The following is a 16,269-nucleotide window of genomic DNA, read 5'->3' as shown; positions in this document are numbered from 1 at the left end:
CACTCCGCCGCAACCTCACCACATATGGTCGCTTTCAGGGGCCTTGCCCCGGCATGACAGCGCCGTCGGCGTTTCGCGACAGGATTACCCTTTGGAGCCCAACCTCTTCCGTTACATCTGGCAGAAGAGTCGCGGCGAGCAGATCATCGTCCTGCTGATCATCCTTGTCTCGATACCCTTCAACTGGGCCTCGTTCGACGTCCCGAAGCGGATCGTCAACGACGCCATCCAGGGCGGAGCCTTCCGGGGCGGCAAGACGACCACCACCTTCATGGAGACGACCCTCCATCTCCCGTCCTGGCTGGGCGGGGCGACCCTGAGGCTGTTCGAAGGCTTTCAGGTCAATCAGGTTGGGCTCCTCATGGGGCTTTCCAGCTATTTCCTGGTGCTCGTCCTGATCAACGGTGCCTTCAAATACATCGTCAACGTGCGCAAGGGCATCCTCGGCGAGCGCATGCTGCGGCGCATGCGCTACGATCTCTTCAGCCAGCTGATGCGGTTTCGCCCGGAGGAGATCCGGGCGGTCAAGCCGGCCGAGATCGCCAGCATGATCAAGGACGAGGTCGAGCCGATCGGCGGCTTCGTCGGAGACGCCTTCATCCAGCCGGTCTTCCTGCTGAGCCAGGCCCTGACGGCACTCGTCTTCATCATGGTGCAGAGCTTCTGGCTCGGCTCGATCGCCCTGCTGATCGTGCTGGCGCAGGCCATCATCATCCCGATCCTGCGCCGCGAGCAGCTGAGGCTCGGCCGCGAGCGCCAGATCGCTTCCCGGCAACTCGCGGGAAGGATCGGCGAAATCGTCGATGCCGGGCCGATGATCCAGGGGCATGGCGCCACGGGCTACGTCCAGGCGGATATCGCCGGGCGGCTCGGGCACCTCTTCGACATCCGCTACGAGCTCTACAAGCGCAAGTTCGCCGTCAAGTTCCTCAATAACCTGCTGGCGCAGGTCACGCCGTTCTTCTTCTATGCGATCGGCGGCTATTTCGCGCTGCAGGGACGCCTCGACATCGGCCAGCTCGTGGCGGTGATCGCGGCCTATCGTGACCTGCCTTCGCCGATCAAGGAACTGATCGACTGGGATCAGCAGCGCAACGACGTCACGATCAAATACGAACAGGTCATTTCCCAGTTCAACAGCGACGACACGCTCGTCCTCGACGAGGCGAACGGCTGCTCGCCGCTGCCGGTCAAGGGAGACATCCGGCTCGAGGCCGTGCAGATGCTGGACAATCGCGGACAGCCGCTGCTGACGCCGCTCTCGTTCGTCCTGCAGCGACCGGGCTGGGTCGCGGTGATCGGGCCCCATGGCTGTGGCGGGGATGTGCTCGGCCGCATCCTCGGGCGGCAGGCGACCAACTATACGGGGCGGGTCCTCATCGACGGCGAACTGCTCGCGGACATGTCGGTCGAGCGGGCGAGCCATCTGATCGGCTATTCCGGAGACCAGGCGGAGGTCATTGCCGGGACGATGCGGGACAATATCCTGTTGCCGCTGCGGCGGCGTCGGCCGGAGATCAAATCCGACGGTCCGGTTTCCCCGGAGGAGCATCGCCGTTTCGTCGAGGCGGTCCGTTCGGGCAACTCGCCATTTCCGTTCGAGGCGGACTGGACGGACTACGAAGGTGTCGGGGTCGCCGACGCGGCCGAGCTCGCGGCGCGGGTGCGCGAGCTGCTCGACGTGTTCGGCTGCACTCAGGACGTGTTCGAGCTCGGCCTGGGCGGCAAGGTGATGCCGCCGGTGAGCGCGGAAGCAACCGAACGCATCATCACCGCCCGTCATGTCGTGGCGGCTGAGCTCGAGCGCATCAATCTTGGCGGGCTGATCGAGCCCTTCGCCCTCGACCGCTACAACCGGAACGCCTCGGTCGCCGAAAACCTGATCTTCGGAACGCGGACCAGCGCCCGCTTCGGCAACGCGACCCTGCTCTTCGAGCCTTATGCCCATTCGATCCTGAAGGCGGAGGCCCTGGTGGAGCCTTTGACCGAGATGGGGGCGCGGATCGTTGCCACGGTCGTCGAGATCTTTGCCGGCCTGCCGGTGGGGCATGCGCTGTTCGAGCGCTATTCCTTCGGCGAGAATTTCGACTTCGAACGCCTCAACGAGCTGGCGGACATCCTGGCCAAGCACGATATGCGAAGCCCGCTCGATCAGGAGACGGAGCGTGACCTGGTGGCCCTGGCACTCGGCTATATCGAGCCCAAGCACAGGTTGAACCTGATCGACGACCGGCTCGAGCGCCGTATCCTCAGGGCGCGCGCGAGCTTCCGCAAGCACCTGCCGGCCGATGCCGCGGGCGATGTGGATTTCTATGCTCCCGACAAGGTTATGCTCGGCGCGAGCGTGCGGGACAACCTGATGTTCGGCCGCATCGGCTACGGCATCCCCGACGCGGGCCGGAAGGTGGCGGAGATCGTGCTGCAGGCGCTCGAGCGCTCGGGGCTGGGCGAGGCGCTCTATCGTCTCGGGCTCGACACCGAGAGCGGCATTCGCGGGCGCTATCTGCCGGCGCGGCTGCTGCAGGCCATTCCTCTGGTTCAGGCGCTGGTCAAGGCGCCCCAGATCGCTGTTCTCGACATTGCGGCCCTGCTCGCGATCTCCGACGAGCCGGAGAAGATCGTTGCCCGGTTGCGGAGCTATTGTGCCGGCATGACGCTGTTTCTTCTGCTGGGAGATGCTAGACTCGTCGAGGACATCCCGATGCGGATCGTTTTCCATGGTGCGACGGGGACGGTCGAGGCCGGTGGGGCGCTCGAGGCAGCGAACGATGCCGGCGATCAGGCGTTGCGCTTTGCGGATGCCCAGCGAATGGAGGCACGGTCATGAGTCTGGAAGCCGATATCGGCTGCTTGCGCAGCCTGCCGCTGTTTCGCGACATGCCTCCCTCGCGGCTCAAGCTCGTCGCCCTGATGGGCGAGAGGTTGCGCTTCGAGCCGGGCGCTGTCCTGATCGACCAGAAGGGCCGGCTGGATGGCGTCTACGTCATCCTCGAGGGGGACGTCGAATTCTCGCAGTCGCGCCCCGATGGCGAGGGGCGCCGATTCCAGAAGGACGCCGGCAGCATTACCGGCGACGTGTCGCTGCTCAGCGGCCGGCCGTTCCTCGGCACGGTCAGCGCGAAGACGCCGGTCCTGGCCCTGAGAATTCCGAAGGACCTGTTCTTCGAACTGCTTCAGACCGTGCCGGAATTCAGCCTCGCTGTCTGCCGCGACCTGGCTGACCGCGTCCATCGTCTTGCCAGCGTTTTGCTCCGCGAGCACGAAACCGTTTGATGAGGTCGAGCGTCGTATGAATCGGCCACAAGCCGCCGGCACGCAGCGCACACAAACGGCGCGCCGCAGTATGGGCGCGAGCATCGATCAGGTCTCGTCCTGGAGCCGCGACATTCGTCTCGTCTCGGGCCTGATCCTGTTGACCTTCGCGACGACGCATTTCCTCAACCACGCCGTCGGCATCCTCGGGGTCGATGCCATGGAGCGCGTCCAGGACTGGCGCTACAACGTCTGGCACTCCCGCATCGGGACGATCGTGCTCTACGGCGCGCTCGTCATCCATCCGGTGTTCGCGCTGCTGCGCGTGGTCCAGCGGCGCACCTTCAAGATGCCGCTGCGCGAGATGCTGCAGATTGCGCTGGGCCTCGCGATTCCGCTTTTGCTCGTCGATCACATCGTCAGCACGCGCGTGTTGGGGTACTATTTCGGCGTCGACGAGACCTATCATGCCGTGCTGCGGCGGCTGTGGCCGGGCCGTGCGCTGCTGCAGTCCCTGCTGCTTTTGCTGGTCTGGACGCATGGCATCATCGGCATCCATTTCATGCTGCGCTCGCGCGATGCCTATCGCCATTGGCGTGATCCGTTCCTGCTCGTCTCGATCCTGATCCCGCTGCTCGCATTGATCGGCTTCATGGTGGCGGCGCGCGAGGCCGAACGGATGGCGCTCCCGCCGGAGTTCGTCACCGACGCGCAGCGGGCGATGTTCGACCGCGACGTGATGTGGGCGAAGAGTGCCTTCTATGGGCTGGTCGGCGCCTTCGTGCTGTTCGTCGGCATCCGCGAGATCCGGGTCAGGACGCGTCATCAGATCACGGTGCGCTTCGTCGGCCACGGCACGCGCCGCGTAGCGCCGGGGCCGACGGTGCTCGAGATGTTCCGGCGCTTTGGCATTCCGCACGCGGCGCTCTGCGGCGGGCGGGCGCGCTGCGCCACCTGCCGTGTGCTGGTGATGGATGGCATGGACAAGCTGCCATCGCCGGGGCCGAACGAGGCCAGGTTGCTGCGGCGCATTTCGGCACCGGAAGGTGTCCGGCTCGCTTGCCAGATCAGGCCGCATGACGACCTGCAGGTGCAGATCCTGCTCGCCTCGCGCCTGAACGCCACCGGTGCGCGGGCGCTCGAGCCCGATGATGCCATCAACAAGCGCGGCCTGACGGTGGTCGTCGCCGATCTGCGCGCCTTCTCGGCGCTCTCGGAGCGGCAGCTGCCGCGCGAGCTGATCGGCCTGCTCAACCGCTTCTTCGACGAGATGGGCCAGGCGATCACGGCCCATGACGGGCGCATCGATGCCTTCTACGGGGATGGCTTCATGGCCGTGTTCGGCCTCGATGGCTCGCAGGCGCGCGGAGCGCAGGCGGCGATCAGCGCTGCGGCCGACATCGTCCGGGCGGTCGAGGCGCTCAACCGCGAGTTCGGAGCGGCGCTGCCTCTGCCGCTCAGGATCGGGATCGGGATCCATACCGGCGATGCCATTACCGGCGCGGTCGAGAACGACAATCTCGGGCGGCGCGAGATCACGGTGGGCGAAACGGTGATGATCGCGAGCCAGCTCGAAGCGGCGACACGCCGGGTGCTGGCCGATGTCGTGGTGTCGGAGGACACGATTCGCACCACGGGCCGCAGCTATGCCGGGACGGTGGCGCTCAAGATCGCGATCAAGGGACGCGAGAAGCCGCTCACGGCCTATGGCTTTGCCAGTGCGCCGGAAATTGCCCGCCGCAAGCGCGAGGATGCGGCCAAGGCGGCCATGCCGGCGCCGCCCACTGTTCCGGGAAAGGCGGCGGATGGGGCGGCTGAGCCCGTGGCCGAAGCGTCTGCCGAGCCGGGCGAAGCGAGCCGGCGCGATTGAACAGGCTGGCGAGGCTGGTTTTTGCCGAAGCGGGTGCCTATGGTCCCGCCAGCCTTTGCCGACAACGACGGAACCATGACGCCTGAACCGCCCTGCGAGGCCTTCCACGACCTGCTGCGCGGAATGGCCGCCTTATCCGGCAACCGCATCGTCGCCGATGTCGCGCGCCTCTACGGCAAGGGGGCGCCGCCCGATCTGTCGATCGCCTGCAACCACAAGCAGATCGCCTCCAAACAGTGGCTGGTCGACGCGCTGGCCGATGCCTGCCCGAAGCCGGCCGGCCCGGTCTGGGTGCTCGGCGCCTGGTACGGGGTGCTCGGGGCCATGCTGCTCGACGATGTGCGGCTTGCTATCGACGACGTGGTGAGCCTCGATATCGATCCGACCTGCGCGCCGACCGCCGAGATACTGAACCACCGACATGTCGCCTCCGGGCGCTTCCGGGCGCTAACGGCGGACATGATGGCGCTCGATTTCGCAGCTCAGTCGCCCAAGCCCGGGCTCGTCATCAACACGAGTTGCGAGCATCTCGCCGATGTGCCGGGCTGGATCGCGGGCTTACCGGCCGGCTTGCCGCTCGTGCTGCAATCCAACGATTACTTCCGCGAGCCCGATCATTGCAGTTGCGTGCCATCGCTCGAGGCGTTTAGCGAGCAGGCGGGGCTCGCCGAGGTCTGGTTCGCCGGAGCGCGGCCGACGAAGAACTATACGCGCTTCATGCTGATCGGCCGGCGATGACGACTGGCGCTGCACCGCGCATCGCGGTGGCGATGAAGGGCTATCCGCGGCTGTCGGAGACCTTCATCGCGCAGGAACTGCTGGGGCTGCAGCAGCGCGGCCTTGCCTTCGAGATCTGGTCGCTCCGGCATCCGACTGATGGTGCCAAGCATCTGATGCACAATCAGATCGCGGCGCCGGTGCGCTACCTGCCCGAATATCTGCACGACGAGCCCGGGCGCGTCGCGCGCGGCGTGTTCGGCGCCTTCGCGCAGCCCGGCTTGCGCAAGCTCATTTCGGCCTTCCTGCGCGACCTCGTCCGGGACAGGACGCGCAACCGGCTGCGCCGCTTCGGCCAGGCCTGCGTGATGGCGTGCGAGCTGCCGGCGGATATCCGGCATCTGCATGTGCACTACCTGCACACCCCGGCCTCTGTCATCCGCTATGCGGCCCTGCTGCGCGGCCTGAGCTGGTCCTTCTCGGCCCATGCCAAGGATATCTGGACGACGCCCGACTGGGAGAAGCGCGAGAAGATCGCCGATGCCGCCTGGGGCGTGACCTGTACCCAGGATGGCTTCCGCGAACTCGAGCGCCTCTCCGATCGGCCGGACAAGGTCGAGCTGGTCTATCACGGGCTCGATCTCGCACGCTTTCCGCCGCCGGCCCCACGCTCCGGCCGGGACGGTTCCGATTCCGCCGATCCGGTGCGCTTCGTCACGATCGGGCGAGCGGTGCCGAAGAAGGGCTTCGACGATCTGCTGGAATCCCTGGCGAAACTGCCCTGCACGCTGCACTGGCAGCTGACCCATATCGGCGGCGGCGAGATGCTGAAGGCGTTGCAGGAGAAGGCGCGCGCGCTCGGTCTCGGCGACAATATCGTCTGGGCCGGGCCGAAGGCGCAGGACGACGTCATCGCCGCCTTGCGCGCCGCCGACCTCTTCGTCCTGCCCTCGAAGCAGGCGGGAGACGGGGATCGTGATGGCCTGCCCAATGTCGTGATGGAGGCGGCGAGCCAGGCCCTGCCGATCATCGCCACGGATTTTGCCGGGATCCCGGAATTCGTTCGACATGGCGTCGAGGGGCTTCTGGTGCAGCCCGGCGATATCGAAGGACTTGCCGGCGCCCTGGTGGAACTCGCCCGTTCCCCGCAGCAGCGGGGCCAACTCGGCTATCGCGCGCTGGCGCGGCTGACCGGCTCCTTCTCGGCCGCGGCCGGGCTCGACGGCATCGCTGCGCGGCTATACGCCTCTGCCGAAGAAAAGGCATGAGCGCCACCGTCCTCATCGCCGTTACGCATCTGCTCGGCTCGGGCCATCTGGTGCGCGCTGCCAATCTCGCGCGGGCCCTGGCGCAGAACGGTTTCGCCGTCACGCTGGCGAGCGGCGGCATGCCGCTGCGGTCGATGGAGCAGGAGCCCTTCACCTTCGTTCAGTTGCCGCCGGTCAGGACGGAGGGCGTCGATTTCCGCACGCTGCTCGACGCGATCGGTCAGCCCACCGACCTGGAACGCAAGGCCCGGCGCGTTGCGATCCTGGAAGGGCTGGCGGCGAGCTTGCGGCCTGATGCGGTGATCGTCGAGCATTTCCCGTTCGGACGCCGGCAGCTCGCCGCCGAGTTTCTCGCTCTGATCGCCGCGGCACGCGCCGCCAATCCGAAGTCATTGATAGTCTCCTCGGTCCGGGACGTGCTGGTGAGGCCGCGTCCCGAGCGCATCGCGGAGGCCGAGGATCGGCTCGCGACGCTGTTCGACGCGGTGCTGGTCCATGGCGATGCGGATTTCCTGCCGCTCGACCGCTCCTGGCCGGTCGATGCGCGGCTTGCGGCTAAGCTGCGCTATACGGGCTACATGGCGGATACGCCGATGGCCGGAGCGCCAATCGAGAATGGCGAGGTGCTCGTTTCCGGCGGCGGCTCGGCCGCGGCCATTCCGCTGTTCGAACTCGCGATTGCTGCGGCGAAGCTCGGTCCGGGGGACCGGCGCTGGCGTATCCTGGTCGGGCGCGCAGTCGGCGAGGACGTCTTCGGGCGGCTGCTGGCAGGGGCGCCGGCGCATGTCACGGTCGAGCGCGTGCGGCCCGATTTCCCGGCGCTGCTCGCCGGCTGTGCGATCTCGGTCAGCCAGGCCGGCTACAATACGGTGCTCGATCTCGTCGCTGCCCGCCGGCCCGCCATCGTCGTCCCGTTCGATGCCGGTGGCGAGACGGAGCAGGCGGTCAGGGCCGAGGCGATGGAGCGCGCCGGGCTGGCGCGCTGCCTGCGGATTTCAGGGGAGGGGGCCTTGACACCAGATGCGCTGGCGGCCGCCGTCGCGGCCGGAATCGGCCGAAGCCCGCCGGGCATCGCTCTCGCGCTCGACGGCGCGCGCAATGCGGTCGAAATCGTGAAAAAGCTTCTGCACGAGCGCGTGTGAGCTATCACGAGCTGTAAGCCGGCATGCCCCTTGCGAGGGCCAGGGTGCAGCTTTGCGAATTGCCGCTTCCGGTCTTTCGCTCTAATGAGGGATGATCCGCCTCCCTCCTCGGTCGGCTCTGGGCAAACCGGCATGTAGCCGGCCACGGCCCTGCGCCTGGAGACAAGATGATGACGACGACGACCGCGCCCGGATTGCCCGACATGAAGCTGTCGGTGCGCCAAACCTTCGGGATCGACACGGATCTCGAGGTGCCGGCCTATTCGGCAGCCGATCCGCATGTGCCCGATTTCGACCCGGATTACCGTTTCGACCGCGACACCACCATCGCGATCCTCGCCGGTTTCGCGCATAACCGACGCGTCATGATCTCGGGCTATCACGGCACCGGCAAGTCGACCCATATCGAGCAGGTCGCGGCCCGCCTCAACTGGCCCTGCGTTCGCGTCAACCTCGACAGCCACGTCTCCCGCCTCGATCTCGTCGGCAAGGACGCGATCGTGCTGAAGGAAGGCAAGCAGGTCACCGAGTTCCAGGACGGCATCCTGCCCTGGGCCCTGCAGAACAACATCGCGCTGGTCTTCGACGAGTATGACGCCGGCCGCCCGGACGTGATGTTCGTGATCCAGCGCGTGCTGGAGCAGTCCGGCAAGCTGACGCTGCTCGACCAGAAGCGCGTCATCCGACCTCATCCCGCCTTCCGGCTGTTCGCCACCGCCAACACGGTCGGCCTCGGCGACACCTCGGGCCTCTATCACGGCACGCAGCAGATCAACCAGGGTCAGATGGACCGCTGGTCGATCGTCACGACGCTCAACTACCTGCCGCATGACAACGAGGTCGCGATCGTTCTCGCGAAGTCGAAGCATTACCAGAAGAGCCCGGAGGGCAAGGACATCGTCAACAAGATGGTCCGTGTCGCCGATCTCACCCGCAACGCCTTCATGAACGGCGACCTCTCGACCGTGATGAGCCCGCGTACGGTCATCACCTGGGCGGAGAACGCGGCGATCTTCGGCGATATCGGCTTCGCCTTCCGCGTCACCTTCCTGAACAAGTGCGACGAGATGGAGCGCACGCTGGTGGCCGAGTTCTTCCAGCGTTCCTTCGGCAAGGAGCTGCCGGAGAGCGCGGCGAACGTGGTCCTGAGCTAACGGAGGAAGCGAGCCATGGCGCGGTATCAAGGCAGCTGCCATTGCGGACGGGTTGCCTATGAGGTCGAGGCCGACCTCGGGCAGACGATCACCTGCAACTGCTCCTACTGCCAGCGCCGCGGCTCGATTCTCGCCTTCTCGCCGGCCACCGCCTTCACGCTCACCCAGGGCGAGGAGGCGCTGACCGAGTACCGCTTCCACACGCAGAAGATCCAGCATCTGTTCTGCGAAACCTGCGGCATCGAGTCCTTCGCCAGGGCGAACGGACCCGACGGCACGCCGATGGTCGCGGTCAATGTGCGCTGCCTTGCCGGCGTAGAGCCGGGCGATCTCTCGCCGACGCAATATGACGGGCGGTCGCGCTAGGGGGAGCCATGGTCGCGGTTACGGTTGAGCGTGAACAGGACGAGACGCGCGCGGCCGTTCTGCGTGGGTTGAGCGCGCATAACCAGGCGAAAATCGGCCCCCGGAACACCAAGCCGCTGGCCATCAGCCTGCGCGACGAGAGCGGCGAGATCGTCGGCGGCCTCGTCGGCGAGCTGAAATGGGAATGGCTCTATGTCGATCTGCTCTGGATCGACGAGGCCCGTCGCGGCGCGGGATTGGGCGAAACGCTGGTCGCGCGAGCCGAAGACGAGGCTCGCCAGCACGGCGCCAAGGGTGTCTTTCTCGGGACGATGAGCATCCAGGCCCCGGGATTTTATCCGAGGCTCGGCTATCGCGAATGCGGCCGGATGGAGAACTATCCGGTGGCGGGTCAAACGCTGCATCACTTCACGAAGGCGCTATGAGCATCTCGAACCGCAAGCCCGGAACGCCGAAGGAAGCCCCGGCCGAGCCGCTGAAGCGCGCCATCTCCGGCGCGATGAAGGCGATCGCGCGCAAGCCGGAGATGGAAATCGTCTTCGCCGCCGACAAGCCGTCGCTGGTCGGCGAGCGGGCGCGCCTGCCCGAGCCGCCGCGCAAGCTGACGCCCGGCGATGTCTCGATCCTGCGTGGCCATGCCGATTCGATGGCGCTCAGGCTTGCCTGCCATGATGCCGCGATCCACCGCCGGGCAGCGCCCGAGGGCGATGCGGCGCGCGCAGTCTTCGACGCCGTCGAGCAGGCGCGGGTCGAATCGCTCGGCGCGCGGCGGATGTCCGGCATGGCCGGCAACATCACCGCGATGCTGGAGGACCGCTATCATCGTGGCGGACGCTACGAGGAGATCACCGATCGTGCCGACGCGCCGCTCGAGGATGCGCTGGCGCTGATGGTGCGCGAGCGCCTGACGGGCCTGAAGCCGCCGAAGGCGGCCGAGAAGATCGTCGAGCTCTGGCGCGAGCAGATCGAGGCCAAGGCCGGCGGCGATCTCGACCGGTTGTCCAAGACGATTGAGGACCAGCGCGGTTTTGCCCGCACGGTGCGTGACATGCTGGCGGCGCTGGACATGGCCGACCAGAGCGCGCAGGGCGACGAGTCCGAGGAGGACGAGGACAATCAGGACCAGTCCTCCGAGGATCAGCAGCAGCAGGAAGGCGAGTCGGAGCAGGAAAGTGGCGCCGACCGCTCCGAGGTCGAGGTCAGCGAGGACGCGACCGAGGAACTTCAGGAAGGCGCCTCCGAGGCGACAGACGCGCCGGCCGGCGATTGGGACGAGGAGGATGACAGCTCCGAATCCGAGGAGGCCGGCGAAGCGCCGCGTCCGCGCGAGAGCCGCGGCAATGAGCGCCCGCAGACCGACTACAAGGCCTATACGACCAAATTCGACGAGATCGTCACGGCCGAGGAGCTCTGCGACGCCGAGGAGCTGACGCGCCTGCGCGCCTATCTCGACAAGCAGCTCGCGCATCTGCAGGGCGTCGTCGCGCGCCTCGCCAACCGCCTGCAGCGGCGGCTGATGGCGCAGCAGAACCGCTCCTGGCAGTTCGATCTCGAGGAGGGCGCGCTCGACCCCGCCCGCCTGCCGCGCATCATCCTCGATCCGTTCCAGCCGCTTTCCTTCCGGCAGGAGTCGGACGTCAATTTCCGCGACACGGTGGTGACGCTGCTGATCGACAATTCCGGCTCGATGCGGGGGCGGCCGATCACGGTTGCAGCCACCTGCGCCGATATCCTCGCCCGCACGCTGGAGCGCTGCGGCGTCAAGGTGGAGCTGCTTGGCTTCACGACGCGCGCTTGGAAGGGTGGGCTGTCGCGCGAGGCCTGGCTGCAGTCCGGCAAGCCGGCCAATCCCGGCCGCCTCAACGATCTCAGGCACATCATCTACAAGGCGGCCGATGCGCCCTGGCGGCGCGCGCGCAAGAATCTCGGCCTGATGATGCGCGAGGGGCTGCTCAAGGAGAACATCGACGGCGAGGCGCTGGACTGGGCGCATAAGCGCCTGCTCGGCCGGCCTGAGCAGCGCAAGATCCTGATGGTGATCTCGGACGGCGCGCCGGTCGACGATTCCACCCTCTCGGTCAATGCCGGCAATTATCTGGAGCGGCACCTGCGCCACATCATCGCCGAGATCGAGACGCGCTCACCCGTGGAACTCATCGCCATCGGCATCGGCCACGACGTCACGCGCTACTACCGCCGTGCCGTCACCATCGTCGATGCCGAGGAGCTGGGCGGGGTGATGACCGAGAAGCTTGCCGAGCTGTTCGAGGAGGATGGCCCGGCTGCGGGGTCCGCATCGCGCCGCCTGCACTGATGCGCCTCACGCGTCGCGCCGCTCTCGCCGGCCTCGGCGCCGCCGCCCTGCCGGGCGCGGCGCAGGCCGTCGAGCAGACCCGCTTTCCGGTCTCCGTTTCCGCAAGGCCTTTCACGGCCTTCGAGCCGCGCAACGCGGATCGGCGCCGATTCGGCGCCTTGCAGTTCCGCGGCGGGCTCGTCCTGAGTTCCGGCCATCCGCGCTTCGGAGGTTTCTCGGGCCTGGCGCGGCTGAACGGGGGGCGTGATCTCGTATCAGTGACCGACCGCGGTTACTGGTTGACGGCGAAGGTCGTGTCGCAGAGTGGCAGACCTGCCGGGCTCGATGATGTCGAGATGGCTGCCATTCTGGGCGCCTCCGGGCGGCCGCTCGCGCGCTCGGGGCTCTTCGACACCGAGAGCCTCTGCATCGCCGATGGCGTGGCCTATGTCGGGATCGAGCGCCGGCACGAGATAGTGCGCTTCGACTGGGCGGGGGAGGGCGTCGAGGCGCGGGCGCGATCGGTGCCCGTGCCGCCCGAAATCAAGCGCCTGCCGCGTAATCGCGGGCTTGAGGCGCTGGGCGTGGTGCCCGTAGGGCCGCTGAAGGGCGCGCTTGTCGCGATCGCCGAGCGATCGGGCAAGGAGGACGAGCCGACGCTCGGTGCGATTCTCGGCGGTCCCCAGCCCGGGCTGTTCAGGGTCGCCCGCCATGATGGCTACGACATCACCGATCTCGCCTTCCTGCCGTCGGGCGACATGCTGCTGCTTGAGCGCTGGTACCAGCCGCTGCGGGGCGTCGGCATGCGGATGAGGCGAATCGCCGGGCGCGATATCCGGCCGGGGGCGCTGGCAGACGGGCCGCGCCTGATCGAGGCCGACCTCGGTTACGAGATCGATAATATGGAAGGGCTGTCGGTCCATCAGGAGAACGGCCGCACTGTGCTGACCCTGATCTCGGACGACAATTTCTCCTTCCTGCAGCGGACGGTGCTGCTGGAATTCGAGCTGGTTGCATAGAGAGCGTCATGCTCGGGCTTGACCCGAGCATCTCCGGCCGAATGGGTGCCGGAGCCTCTCCGGGCCCGAGCTTCTCGAGTCGAGGCTTCGCTCCGGCCGAGAATGACGGCCCTTGATGCCCAAACGAAAAAAGCGGCCTTGCGGCCGCTTCCTTCAGACCCGAGAGGTCAAGCCGCTCAGTTGGCGGCGAGCTTCTTCTCGAGGTCGCGCTTCAGGGAGAGCGCGCCGACCGAGAGGTCGCCGGCCGCAGCCTTGAGCAGAAAGGCGTCGAGGCCGCCGCGATGCTCGACCGAACGCAGGGCGTTGGCCGAAACGCGCAGGCGCACCGAACGGCCGAGCGCGTCCGACTGCAGCGTGACGTTCACGAGGTTCGGGCGGAAGACGGTCTTCGTCTTGCGGTTCGAGTGGCTGACGAGGTGGCCGGTCTGGGTGGCTTTCCCGGTCAGTTCGCAACGGCGGGCCATGGCAATCGTTCCTTACATCCCCAGGTCGCTCAAACAAAAAAACCGACACGCGACGTGCCGGCGAGCACCGGAAGTCAAATTGAAGTCGGGGTTCCATAGCCAAGCTGGCGGGCCCCGTCAAGGAAAACTCCCGCGGCCTGTTCACATCGCCTTCAGCGTTAACGAGGTGTAAAGATCGGCATCGGATGCTTCGTTCGGCCATCGCTTCGCCGCGATGGAAAACCGGTCACGATTCGGACCGATTCAGAGTGCATGTCGCGCAGGATCGCGCCGTTCCGGAGGCTATGGATGAAATCCGCCGTCGCATCGTCCCTCACAGCGCTGGTTCTCGCAGCCTGTCTGGCCGAGGTTGCCGAGGCGGCCTCGCTCGACGCGCGCTACGACGTCTCCCTTCTCGGCATCACGCTCGGTACTGCGAGTCTCTCCGGCGGCATCGACGGATCGAGCTACAAGCTCGACATGGCCGCCAAGCTGACGGGAATCGTAGGGGGCGTGACCGGCGGCCGCGGCTCGGGCGCTGCGACCGGGGCGCTGGTGGGCGGCAAGCTCGCGCCCAAGACCTTCGCGGTGAGCTCCGCAAATTCCAGCGAGAGCCGCACCGTGCGGATGGCGCTGGCCGAGGGCGCCGTTGCCGGTATCGATATCGAGCCGCCGATCGACGAGAAGCCCGATCGCGTGCCGCTCACCGAGAGCCACAAGCGCAATATCGTCGACCCGCTCAGCGCCTTCCTGATGCCGGTCAGCGGCAAGGGCAAGGACGCCGCCTGCAACCGCACCCTGCCGATCTTCGACGGCGCGGCGCGCTACGACATTAAGCTGTCGAGCGCCGGCACCCGCAATGTGAAGCTCGAAGGCTATAGCGGCCCGGTCTCGATTTGCCAGGCGCGCTATGTGCCGATCGCCGGCCACCGGGCGCTCCGGCCCAGCACGAAGTTCATGGCGGAGAACCGGGACATCACGGCCTGGCTCGCGCCCGTCGCCGGCACCGATGTGATGGTGCCGGTGCGCATCTCCGTGAAGACGATGATCGGAACGGCGGTGATCGAGGCCTCGAGCTTCAAGGTCGATCCCGGCGTGACCGCGAGCGCGCGGAACTGAGACTGGTTTTCAGGGCGCGCGCTTGACGCCCTGATCGTCTTCGAAAACAGGCCGGAAGAACGATCGCTCGTAGCTGATGATGAAGCGATCCTTCTCGTTCATCGCGAAGGCCGCCTGGCACTCGGGGTCGTCGAAGGAGCGCTTGCGGTAGTCCTCGTACGCCGCGAGCGACGGAAAGCTGAACATGGCGAGCGCCACGTTGGACACGCCTTCCGAGGGCATGAAATAGCCGTGGTGCTTGCCGCCGAACTTCTCGACCAGCCTGATCCAGAGCTTGCCATAGGCCTCGAAGGCATCGAGCTTATGGGGGTCGACAACATAGCGCAGATAGCAGGTGACCATGGTCAGGCGGCCTTCGCGTTGGTGAGGAACGTCTTCATCCGCTCCAGCGCCTTCTCGATGTTCCCAAGCGAGTTGGCGTAGGAGAGACGGATATAGCCCTCGCCATGGACGCCGAAGTCGGGCCCGCCGATGGTGGCGACGCCGGCTTCCTCCAACAGGGCGGAGGCGAGCTTCTTCGCCTTCCAGCCGGTCTGCGAGACGTTCGGGAAGGCGTAGAAGGCGCCCCTGGGCTCGATGCAGGAGACCCCCGGCAGGCCGTTCAGGCCCTTCACCACCGCCTTCCGGCGCCGGTCGAATTCCGCCAGCATCATATGGACCGCGTCCTGCGGGCCGGCGAGCGCCGCGAGCCCTGCCCATTGCGCCGGGGCGTTGACGCAGGAATGCGAGTTCACCGCGAGCTTGCGGGCATTGTCGAGCAGCGGCTTCGGCCAGACCGAATAGCCGAGCCGCCAGCCCGTCATCGCGTAGGTCTTGGACCAGCCGTTGAGGAGGATGAGCCGGTCGCGAATCTCGGGATAGCTGAGAAGGCAGACATGCTTCTCGCCGTCATAGACCATCTGGTCGTAGATCTCGTCGGACATGATCGCGACGTCGGGGAAATCGCTAAGGCCAGCGACGAGCTTGTCGATCTCGGCCTTGGGCGTCACGCCGCCGGTCGGGTTGGCCGGCGAGTTGATGATGAGCAGGCGCGTCTTCGGCGTGATCAGCGCCAGCGTCTCCTCGGCCGAGAAGGCGAAGCCGTTTTCCTCGCGGATCGGCACCGGGATCGGCGTCGCGCCGGTATACTCGATCATCGAGCGATAGATCGGGAAGCCCGGGTCCGGATAGAGGATCTCCACGCCGGGCTCGCCGAACATCAGGATCGCCATGAACATGGTGACCTTGCCGCCGGGCACGATCATCACGCTCTCGGGCGAGACCTCGACCGCGAAGCGCTTGTGCAGGTCGGCCGCGACCGCCTCGCGCAGCGGCAGGATGCCGTTCGCCGGGGTGTAGCCGTGATGGCCGTCGCGCAGCGCCTTCACCGCCGCCTCGACGATGTGCTCGGGCGTGGCGAAATCCGGCTGGCCGATGCCGAGATTGATGATGTCGTTGCCCTGGCGCTGCAGCTCGGTCGCGCGCGCCAGCACGGCGAAGGCATTCTCCTCGCCGATGCGGGCGAAGGATGGGACGACGTGAAGGGACATGGCGCGTTTCCTCGGCGGCGCTTTTCGGACGGGCAGATTGGCCGGTTCTGTCAGGGCGTGCCTTCTGACCCGCCTTTTCTTGGCGCCAAACGGGCAG

15 protein-coding genes are annotated in these 16,269 nt (G+C 66.7%); 12 read left to right on the top strand and 3 right to left on the bottom strand.

Translation table 11 applies throughout. The features are described 5' to 3' along the window. Window positions 1-91 precede the first annotated feature (91 nt). From AC1DIN_RS22570 to AC1DIN_RS22520, 11 genes are all read left to right on the top strand, one after another. Complete coding sequence (locus AC1DIN_RS22570) at window positions 92-2,827, top strand: ABC transporter transmembrane domain-containing protein (RefSeq protein WP_476811390.1); 2,736 nt, start codon at window positions 92-94, stop codon at window positions 2,825-2,827. Then, window positions 2,824-3,273 (top strand): Crp/Fnr family transcriptional regulator, encoded by a 450-nt coding sequence (locus AC1DIN_RS22565; protein ID WP_441472523.1) that lies wholly within the window; start codon window positions 2,824-2,826, stop codon window positions 3,271-3,273. Before AC1DIN_RS22570 ends, AC1DIN_RS22565 begins: the two co-directional genes overlap by 4 nt. Window positions 3,274-3,343: 70 nt before the next feature. Continuing rightward, complete coding sequence (locus tag AC1DIN_RS22560) at window positions 3,344-5,122, top strand: adenylate/guanylate cyclase domain-containing protein (protein WP_476811389.1); 1,779 nt, start codon at window positions 3,344-3,346, stop codon at window positions 5,120-5,122. A gap of 75 nt (window positions 5,123-5,197) precedes the next feature. Further along, window positions 5,198-5,860, top strand: coding sequence for a class I SAM-dependent methyltransferase (locus AC1DIN_RS22555; RefSeq protein WP_441472525.1), 663 nt, complete (start codon window positions 5,198-5,200; stop codon window positions 5,858-5,860). Then, complete coding sequence (locus tag AC1DIN_RS22550) at window positions 5,857-7,107, top strand: glycosyltransferase (RefSeq protein WP_476811388.1); 1,251 nt, start codon at window positions 5,857-5,859, stop codon at window positions 7,105-7,107. The genes AC1DIN_RS22555 and AC1DIN_RS22550 overlap by 4 nt, the downstream gene beginning before the upstream one ends. After that, a complete protein-coding gene (locus tag AC1DIN_RS22545; protein WP_476811387.1) occupies window positions 7,104-8,249 on the top strand; it encodes a glycosyltransferase family protein in 1,146 nt (381 codons plus the stop codon). The genes AC1DIN_RS22550 and AC1DIN_RS22545 overlap by 4 nt, the downstream gene beginning before the upstream one ends. 170 nt (window positions 8,250-8,419) lie before the next feature. Continuing rightward, entirely contained in the window at window positions 8,420-9,403 is a 984-nt protein-coding gene (cobS, locus tag AC1DIN_RS22540) for a cobaltochelatase subunit CobS (RefSeq protein ID WP_476811386.1), read from the top strand. 15 nt (window positions 9,404-9,418) lie between these two features. After that, window positions 9,419-9,769: a GFA family protein gene (locus AC1DIN_RS22535; protein WP_441472529.1), complete on the top strand. Its 351-nt coding sequence runs from the start codon at window positions 9,419-9,421 to the stop codon at window positions 9,767-9,769. Between the two features lie 8 nt (window positions 9,770-9,777). Then, the gene (locus AC1DIN_RS22530) at window positions 9,778-10,194 is read left to right on the top strand and encodes a GNAT family N-acetyltransferase (RefSeq protein ID WP_476811385.1); all 417 of its coding nucleotides are present in this window, start codon (window positions 9,778-9,780) and stop codon (window positions 10,192-10,194) included. Next, window positions 10,191-12,083: a cobaltochelatase subunit CobT gene (gene cobT / locus AC1DIN_RS22525; protein ID WP_441472531.1), complete on the top strand. Its 1,893-nt coding sequence runs from the start codon at window positions 10,191-10,193 to the stop codon at window positions 12,081-12,083. The genes AC1DIN_RS22530 and cobT overlap by 4 nt, the downstream gene beginning before the upstream one ends. Continuing rightward, window positions 12,083-13,081: an esterase-like activity of phytase family protein gene (locus tag AC1DIN_RS22520; protein ID WP_476811384.1), complete on the top strand. Its 999-nt coding sequence runs from the start codon at window positions 12,083-12,085 to the stop codon at window positions 13,079-13,081. Before cobT ends, AC1DIN_RS22520 begins: the two co-directional genes overlap by 1 nt. Before the next feature lie 176 nt (window positions 13,082-13,257). On the opposite strand, the gene rpmB is transcribed toward AC1DIN_RS22520, so the two are convergent. Next, window positions 13,258-13,545, bottom strand: coding sequence for a 50S ribosomal protein L28 (rpmB, locus tag AC1DIN_RS22515; protein WP_441472533.1), 288 nt, complete (start codon window positions 13,543-13,545; stop codon window positions 13,258-13,260). 288 nt (window positions 13,546-13,833) lie between these two features. Between rpmB and AC1DIN_RS22510 the strand changes: the two genes are divergently transcribed. Then, the gene (locus AC1DIN_RS22510) at window positions 13,834-14,643 is read left to right on the top strand and encodes a DUF3108 domain-containing protein (RefSeq protein ID WP_476766247.1); all 810 of its coding nucleotides are present in this window, start codon (window positions 13,834-13,836) and stop codon (window positions 14,641-14,643) included. Window positions 14,644-14,652: 9 nt separating this feature from the next. On the opposite strand, the gene AC1DIN_RS22505 is transcribed toward AC1DIN_RS22510, so the two are convergent. Together AC1DIN_RS22505 and AC1DIN_RS22500 are read right to left on the bottom strand one after the other, a co-directional pair. Next, complete coding sequence (locus AC1DIN_RS22505; RefSeq protein ID WP_441472535.1) at window positions 14,653-14,985, bottom strand: NIPSNAP family protein; 333 nt, start codon at window positions 14,983-14,985, stop codon at window positions 14,653-14,655. 2 nt (window positions 14,986-14,987) lie between these two features. Continuing rightward, window positions 14,988-16,172 carry a pyridoxal phosphate-dependent aminotransferase gene (locus AC1DIN_RS22500; protein WP_476766248.1) on the bottom strand — a complete coding sequence of 395 codons (1,185 nt, stop codon included), beginning with the start codon at window positions 16,170-16,172 and terminating at the stop codon, window positions 14,988-14,990. Window positions 16,173-16,269: the final 97 nt, after the last annotated feature.

The organism is Allobosea sp. 05T438 (assembly GCF_056396025.1).
Note: the sequence above shows the minus strand (reverse complement) of the source record. Positions and strands in the feature narration are given on the sequence as shown.